This is a genomic window from Flavobacterium azizsancarii (genome assembly GCF_027980145.1).
Lineage (GTDB): Bacteria > Bacteroidota > Bacteroidia > Flavobacteriales > Flavobacteriaceae > Flavobacterium > Flavobacterium azizsancarii.
Window position 1 is genome coordinate 1 of the sequence record NZ_JAMZNK010000084.1, and the last position, 7,931, is coordinate 7,931.

9 protein-coding genes and 1 tRNA gene are annotated in these 7,931 nt (G+C 34.8%); 5 read left to right on the forward strand and 5 right to left on the reverse strand.

Going from position 1 to position 7,931, the window contains the following annotated elements:
- The first annotated feature begins 392 nt into the window (after positions 1-392).
- Both NJT12_RS24450 and NJT12_RS24455 read left to right on the forward strand, forming a co-directional pair.
- The gene (locus NJT12_RS24450) at positions 393-2,369 is read left to right on the forward strand and encodes a hypothetical protein (protein WP_271338727.1); all 1,977 of its coding nucleotides are present in this window, start codon (positions 393-395) and stop codon (positions 2,367-2,369) included.
- A 3-nt stretch (positions 2,370-2,372) separates the two neighbouring features.
- Positions 2,373-2,561 (forward strand): hypothetical protein, encoded by a 189-nt coding sequence (locus NJT12_RS24455; RefSeq protein WP_271338728.1) that lies wholly within the window; start codon positions 2,373-2,375, stop codon positions 2,559-2,561.
- A gap of 778 nt (positions 2,562-3,339) precedes the next feature.
- On the opposite strand, the gene NJT12_RS24460 is transcribed toward NJT12_RS24455, so the two are convergent.
- A complete protein-coding gene (locus NJT12_RS24460) occupies positions 3,340-3,573 on the reverse strand; it encodes an IS1 family transposase (RefSeq protein ID WP_271338729.1) in 234 nt (77 codons plus the stop codon).
- Between the two features lie 919 nt (positions 3,574-4,492).
- Here NJT12_RS24460 and NJT12_RS24465 point away from each other — a divergent pair.
- A complete protein-coding gene (locus tag NJT12_RS24465) occupies positions 4,493-4,750 on the forward strand; it encodes a hypothetical protein (RefSeq protein ID WP_271338730.1) in 258 nt (85 codons plus the stop codon).
- Positions 4,751-4,780: 30 nt separating this feature from the next.
- Positions 4,781-5,311, forward strand: a complete 531-nt coding sequence (locus NJT12_RS24470; protein ID WP_271338731.1) for a hypothetical protein — start codon at positions 4,781-4,783, stop codon at positions 5,309-5,311.
- Between the two features lie 108 nt (positions 5,312-5,419).
- On the opposite strand, the gene NJT12_RS24475 is transcribed toward NJT12_RS24470, so the two are convergent.
- The 3 genes from NJT12_RS24475 to NJT12_RS24485 form a co-directional block, all read right to left on the reverse strand.
- Positions 5,420-6,001 (reverse strand): site-specific integrase, encoded by a 582-nt coding sequence (locus tag NJT12_RS24475; RefSeq protein WP_271338732.1) that lies wholly within the window; start codon positions 5,999-6,001, stop codon positions 5,420-5,422.
- Positions 5,985-6,323, reverse strand: a complete 339-nt coding sequence (locus NJT12_RS24480; RefSeq protein WP_271338733.1) for an Arm DNA-binding domain-containing protein — start codon at positions 6,321-6,323, stop codon at positions 5,985-5,987. The genes NJT12_RS24475 and NJT12_RS24480 overlap by 17 nt, the downstream gene beginning before the upstream one ends.
- 101 nt (positions 6,324-6,424) lie before the next feature.
- Positions 6,425-6,499: transfer RNA gene (locus tag NJT12_RS24485), tRNA-Pro, on the reverse strand.
- 152 nt (positions 6,500-6,651) lie between these two features.
- Here NJT12_RS24485 and trxB point away from each other — a divergent pair.
- Positions 6,652-7,599 carry a thioredoxin-disulfide reductase gene (gene trxB / locus NJT12_RS24490; protein WP_271338734.1) on the forward strand — a complete coding sequence of 316 codons (948 nt, stop codon included), beginning with the start codon at positions 6,652-6,654 and terminating at the stop codon, positions 7,597-7,599.
- A gap of 149 nt (positions 7,600-7,748) precedes the next feature.
- Here the strand turns inward: trxB and NJT12_RS24495 are convergent.
- A partial coding sequence (locus tag NJT12_RS24495) for a transposase (protein ID WP_271338735.1) occupies positions 7,749-7,931 on the reverse strand: 183 nt, incomplete at its 5' end.

Here is a 7,931-nt window from a genome sequence, read left to right on the forward strand (position 1 = left end):
GTATCTATCTTAAAATGTATCGTAAATTAAGAACCGCCTTGGTACGGATCCGTATGCCGGGTGGTGTGGAAGGTCGCCTAGGGAATTAATCCCTAGGCTCCTATCCGATTAAGTGCAATGGTATTTCTTTGAATGTTAATTGATCTGAATGAAATGCTCTTTTCTTAAATCAATTTCTCTTCTTTAATAAAAGTCTCCGTCTGTAATTTTTACAATTACAAATCTCTTATCATTTCGTTTTTAACTTTTAGCATTGCTATTACAAGATAAATTGAGGCTTTGTATAGTTTTTGATGAGAAAATTGAGAATAAAAACGGACAGATAGGTCAAAGATTATTGCTATTTTGGGATTCTTAAAACGATACTATTATCAAACCCAAAAAGATTATTTATGATTAAAAAGTTAATCTCAATATTTACAGCATTTGCGTTTATGTTGATTCTATGCAGTTTTATAACATCAAATTTATCAGATGAAAAAAAACAAGACAATAAGATACAAGGCAAGATTGTTTACAACAAGAAGAAACATAACGTAGTATTATCATGGCCGGCATTTGGTACTTCAGGAAATTATGTAATTACAAAAGCAGGCAGTCGTTTGGCATCAGATTTTATTGCTCTTGGCTCGACTTCAAAATTGACATTTACAGACAATAAGCCAAACGCAGATAAATATGAGAACTATTATAAAGTTACCCGCAATGATATAGCCTTAATAATTTCGTTGGAGAATCAAATTTTTGGTGACAATATGTATTTCTACGATAGAAAATATGAAAAAGCAGAAACTGCCCGAAACGAAATTAATTCGCAGTTTGGTGCTATTGGTCTCGGCGGATCAAATGGTGAGTTTACTACAAAACGTCAGGCCTATTATTTTAAAGCTAATATTAAAGGTCAAACGTATGATTCTGGTGGATCGGGTTCCGCATCATCGGCGACTGCTAATTCAATAGAATTAGGATTCTATTCTCATATTGGAGGTTTAGGCAAAGTACCATCAGATGTAAAGTTGGGTTCTATATTTACAAGGCCTCACCTTTCGGGAGGAGCAAATGCTACATGTACATTTTGGCGTTCTGTTGAAAATGTGGCTGTAATGCGAGATTTTGCCTGGACAGTTTCTCAATCTACCAGTGCACGAAGAATGTCGATTGAAAGTACTTCTAAATATATCTCGGATATTGGTGACACTAACTTCTGGGGCAGCGGTGGTTTTATTGCTGATACTCATTATACATCAACAAGACCAGACTGGGGCGGACAACAACAATGGTACACCAGGAATGCTGTTTTTCCTTCAGGCTCAGGAGCTATGGGCGGTTCATACAATATGGTTTGGCAAGGCTGCGTGAATCCTCCACAAGCAGATGATGCCAATTCTCCAATTCCTGTGACACCTATTATCAGAGAAAAACCTTTTCTTTTTATTGATAATGATGGCGAATACAAAGTGTTTGTTCCCGCATGGCAAAAGGATAGAGTGGGGGTTTCCTGGTCTGCAACAGATATGGGCAAAGGTAAAATTCAGGATTTGCTTATGGATTGGTATGTTGCCAAAGAAGGCGACACTGATGTAGAAATCAATAATGCGCTAAAAGCCGGTAAAAATATATTTTTTACACCAGGGCATTATGCGTTGAATGCTCCTATTCAGGTAAATAAAAAAGATGCAATACTTCTGGGTGCCGGAATAGCTTCGGTAACTTTAGAGCCTACTGAAAAGAATACTTGGGGATGTATTTTTGCTGACGACAAAGACGGAATTATCATTGCCGGACTTCTTATGGATTCATTCAACAGTACAACGTATCAAGTTAGAATTGGTGACGAAGGCGCAAATGCTGACCATTCTGCAGATCCTATCTTGCTTACAGATATTACTTGTAGGGTAGGAGGAGTTCAGTCAAAAAATATTCAGATACAAACTTCTATGCAAATAAACAGCAACAATGTAGTCGGGGATCATTTCTGGTTGTGGCGTGCCGATCATGGTTCACAAAAAGGCGGAGATGTTCGTTGGGCAAGAGACAGGTGTAAAAACGGACTTATTGTTGTTGGTGATGATGTTACACTTTATGCTTTATTTGCAGAACATTATCAAGAATATGAAGTGTTGTGGTTAGGAGAACGAGGCAGGACTTTTTTCTTTCAAAACGAACCGCCGTACGATGCTCCAAATCAGGCAAGCTGGAGTAGTCAGGATGGAAGGGTTGATGGTTATGCAGCATTCAAAGTAGCAAATACAGTCAAAGAACATCACAGTATAGGAATGGGGTCTTACGCAGTTTTTACAGGAAATGGTGGAATCGTAAACAAGAAAAATGGTTTTGAAATACCGAATAGTCCAAATGTAAAACTCTAAAAAATGTGTATCACCCGTTTTGCAGGTCCTGGTAATATTCAAAATGTTGTCAATGGTATTGGCGGCAGTACGGCAACTGGTGTAAAACGTGTAGCATTATTCAGTAATGGCGATGGGATCCAACCTTATGATGAAAAATTTGATTTGCCTAGTCGTGAATCATATCCTGCCTATATTGCTACTGAGAAGTAAATAATAAAGGTAGATTTTTGCTGGAAAATCTTAAAAAAAACTCTGAAGATCAAATGTCATCAGAGTTTTTTTATTTGATGCCAAGGTTTTCTCGATTTCAAGTGGATTATTATAACCGTGCTTCTTGTTTGTAATATTCAAACATAGCCAACGGTTTCAACCGTTTGGGCGCAATATTTTTTACAAATATATTATTTATGATGCATTATCATAAAACGTTTCCCATAGTTGAAACCACGGTCTATATTTGAAACGGAATTGTTTTTGAATTGATTTTCAGTTTTATACAAAAAAAAAGCCTTTTCAAGAAGATGAAAAGACTTTTGTCGGGGTGGCAGGATTACATGCCTATTCCTTAATTCGTTGATTTTATTGGTGTTCTCAAGTGTTCTTCCAAAAAGGGTAGCCGAATAGGTCTCATTTAAAATGACTTAGCTCGTAGCCCTTTGTAGCCTTGATCAATTTAATTGCAGTGAGTCAATGTACTTTAATATCAGTAAAGGTATTAAAAATGTTATTATGATACAACATAAAGTAATCCATATCGGAATTAGTAAGGCTGTAAATTGGATAAATTGGTAGCTTGGATAATGCTTTTTCGGTATGTTTTATCAGCAGTTTTGGAACGCCGTGAAGATCAATATTCTATTTTAAGTAACGAGTGCTGATTTTTCCAATTTAATAAAAATAAGTTATTATAAAATTATTTTTACATGTTGGTTCGAGTCCTGTTCCCACTACTAAGACAAAGCTTCAGGGAAATTGGAGCTTTTTTTATTCAAAGCCAAAAATAAATTTTCAAAACAGAAATTAAGATTATTAAACTTCGACTAAAACAGATTGTTCTCCTGTTTAATCTTTTAATATGTGTTCTTAAACTCAAATTTTTACTTTCAATATGATTGGTTCCGAAACGCTTTACACAATGCAGTTTGTCATCAATAAGATATCTGTAGTATTTTAATCGGTCAGTAAATATTTTTTTAGCTTCGCATAATTTTAAAGTATCCAAAACACGGCTTAATGTTTTATTAGTTCATTTCCCAACATTGAAACTTAAAACAGTTTTAGAATTCTTGTCCAAAGCATAAACTAGCCAGATGTAATCCTCCTGTGTCTGATATAAGTGCACAGTTCATCTACTTCATAAGTTTTACCTCTACTGATAATCGGCTTGGGAATGTTTCTGGCAATGAATACAATTCTGTTTAATAATGTTGTAGCTGATATTTTCTGTATTCTTGCCGTGCTTTTTATTCTTTACATTAAGCCAATTAATATAACACTCATTCGGATAGTTTTGGGGTTAAGATTCTTATCATGAAACAACGCTTTAACGGTTGAGTCATTGTGTGGATACTCTCAACGGTGATGGACTTAACCAGCATGCTAATGATTAATTAATCAGTTGTACTTTTCAGGATTATGGGTCTAAGTTTTACATTACTGTTGGCTTGACAATATTCTTAGCAATTGAAACAAACCCTTTTTTATTAATGTTGTGGCTGATGTCTCACTATTTTTGCTGTGCTTTTTATCTTTAGACCTTGTTATGAAACTATTCTGATTTATATGTGATTTATTTCATAACAAGTAGTACATTAAATTTTAGATGTGCATTCAGCCAAAATCAAACCAAAGTAACTAATAATAATGTACTGTTGAATATTGAAATTAACATTTGACTTAAATCTAGTTTTAAAAAGTATTATTCAAAAAAATGTTAATGTTTTATTAAATCAATACTTACATAATGTTTTAAGATCAAAATATTTGTAAACCATATATTTCAAGTGGGAAATCTGAGTATTATGCAAAAACAATATAAGTATAATATTACATTTGTTTTTTCTCTTTATTTGTAATCACCAGGAACAATAGGAAGTAGCGGAGGTCTTGGATTTATTAGTGGAGAAGCGGAAGCCATTTTATTGGCAAAGGGTGGTGAAAAAGCATTTGAAGTCTATCATTTAGTAAATAGAGAGACACAAGCTATAGAGTATGTCGGAAAAACTAGTCAAGGAATTTTAACCAGATTTGAACAGCACCTATTAGACCCTGCAAAACAGGCTTGGATCCATAATGTGGAGCCCGTGTTATTTAAAGGTGGCTTAAGCCGATATGGTGCTAAATATTATGAACAAACTGAAATTCTTGCATATAAATTAGAGAATTTATATAATAAATAAACGGCGTTGCTGAAAAATACTGGCTTAAATATGGAATTAGAAAATAAATTAAAAAAACATAAAATGGCTAAAAAAACTATAGAAATAGGAAATGTTTATAAAATTATTCATGACAATGAAGTACGATATTTCCAATATTTTTACTCAGATCCGCATTATTTAGGTGGTGATTTGATTTGGGTTTTTAATCAGAAGGAAGAGACCCAAGATCTGGATGAAATAGTAGGCTCTGGATACAGTTTTTATTTTTACACTGCAATTGAGGCTGGTATAAAAATGAAAAAATGGAAATTTTTAAGTAATCTTGAAATTCCAAAAGAAATGAAATTTCATCCAATTTTTAGATGGAGAGATCTAGAAACTGGAAACTGGTATGAATTACAATATGACCAAAAACATCTTTTAGGTATTAATTTGGATAATGATCAATTAAAAATTCCTATTGTATCGTTCCAATTTCCTGTTGGAGCAGTCGAATTTATTTTAAATGGAATTGATTATTACACAGATAAAACTACTGATTTTGAAAAGAAATATTTTGAAAGGAATAAAAAGTTTTAATAAAAACATTACAACTATTAATTAGGGCTTCTATATTTATTTATAGTTAATAATCTAGTTGATTAATTTTTCTTAAATCATTTTTAAAATGGTTCAAAAATTGTCCTGTTAGGCCTGAGGCAGTAGAGGCACACGTACCCCTGTGTCTGTCTTTGCCCTGCTTGTAGATATCCATAGACCACCGTCTATGCCTGTAACAATCTTGTTTGGAGTTAGTTCAGCGAGTTCAATATAGGAAAGCCCCGTATAACAGCTGAACAGAAGCATATCCCGAACATGTCTAAGACGTTCAATAGAAAACTCTTTGTTTGCAAGTGCTGTAAGCTCTTGGATATTCAATGACTCCCGTTCTGTTTTTTCAAAATGCTTTTTAAAACTGGCGAAAGGATCTTTAACAAGCCAATCCAACTTAACCGCCATATTTATCATTTTGCGCAACCTTTCGATATGCTTCATGATGCCGTTGTTGTTAAGAGGCTTTTGGTGATCTTTGGGTACATAATTAAAAAGGTAACGTTCAAAGTCCAAAATAAATCTGTAAGTAAGCTGTGAAAGGACAATGTCATTTCTGTAAAGTTTCTCCAAAAGGAATTTTTTCACATACCGTTGCGTGGTATGGTAATTCTTCATTGTTCCGGGAGCAAGTTTATGTAGTTGTTGCTCATTATGATATTCAATCAGAGATAACAATGTTGGAGCCAGATTGTTCGTGCCTTACCCTATCGCGGATTGCTGGCCCATCAATGGCAACGTCATTTAATACCATCTGCTGATACGTGTTTATGATTTTTGCCTTGAACTGGTTAAGAAAAATGTTGAGTTCAGTAATTTCTTTGCGGTTTCCCTTAGCCATGCCTTTTCTTTCATCCCATTCGGCTGCCTTAACGGAACGCTTGACTGAAATCTCAGTCCGTTTTCCATTTACCGTTACTCGCGCACAAATAGGAGCCGAACCTTGGATCGTGGTTTTTTGGGTCTTTAGGTAAAAGAGGACCCCGAATGTTGATCCCATTTTCTTTGATATAACTTGAATGTTTTGGAGTTGAATAAAAAGAAAAACCCCTTAAATCATACGATTTAAGGGGTTTTGACTGCCATTGAAAGGCTCTTTAGTCGGGGTGGCAGGATTCGAACCTGCGGCCTCCTGCTCCCAAAGCAGGCGCGATAACCGGGCTACGCTACACCCCGTAAGCGGATGCAAAGATAGTAATAAATTCGAATTACAAAAGAAAAATATTAAAATAAATAAAACTTATTTTGAGATAGTTATTTAGGATTTGATTTGATGGTACTTTTTTATAATAAAGTTTACCTTTGCATCACTTAAAACTATACATATTATGTCAGATACAATCGAAAAAATTAAATGCCTAATTATTGGTTCTGGTCCAGCAGGTTATACTGCGGCTATTTATGCAGCCAGAGCAAATATGAATCCAGTTTTATATCAAGGAATGCAACCTGGCGGTCAATTGACTACGACAAATGAAGTGGAAAATTTCCCTGGTTATGTTGATGGTGTTACAGGACCTGAAATGATGATTCAATTGCAAGAGCAAGCAAAACGCTTTGGTTCAGATATTCGTGATGGCTGGGCTACTAAAGTTGATTTTTCAGGAGATATTAAAAAAGTTTGGATTAACGATTCTATCGAATTACACTGCGAAACTGTTATTATTTCGACAGGTGCATCTGCTAAATATTTAGGATTACCATCAGAACAACATTATTTGCAAATGGGTGGCGGAGTTTCTGCTTGTGCTGTTTGTGACGGATTTTTCTACCGTAACCAGGAAGTTGTAATTGTTGGAGCTGGAGATTCTGCTTGTGAAGAAGCACATTACTTATCTAAACTTTGTAAAAAAGTAACGATGTTAGTAAGAAGCGAAAAATTCAGGGCTTCTAAAATTATGGAAGAACGCGTTCGTAAAACTGAAAATATCGAAATTTTATTGAACCACGATACTATTGAAGTATTAGGTGACCAACAAGTAGTACACGCAATTAAAGCGTTGAACAAAACTACAGGTGAAGTTATTGAAATTCCTGCTACAGGATTTTTCGTAGCCATTGGACACAAACCAAATACAGATATTTTTGCAGATTATATTACTCTTGATGAAACAGGATATATTGTAAACGTTCCCGGAACATCTAAAACAAATGTTGATGGTGTTTTCGTAGCGGGAGATGCTGCTGATCATGTATATCGTCAGGCAATTACTGCTGCCGGAACAGGATGTATGGCTGCATTAGATGCTGAGAGATATTTAGCTTCAAAAGAGTAAGTTTTCATTCTCAGTTTTCAGTTATTGAAATGTGAACAGAACTATAAAATAAAAGAAGCCGTCTCAAAACATATAATTTGAGACGGTTTTTTATTTGATGATGTTTTGATTTTTATTGGGCTAATTTTGAGTGGAGGCAAAAATTGCCCTTATGCTGCAATTTTCTTCCTTAAGTTGTGACCTAAAGCCATTAATCCGAACTCTAATTCAACTTTTTGAAGTCCTTTTAAAGAAAATCGTCTAAATCCGTTATTATGCTTGAGTTGGGCAAACACAGGCTCTACATCGGCAGAGCGTTGCTTTCTTCTTTGTATTCCTATTTCACTTAGCAG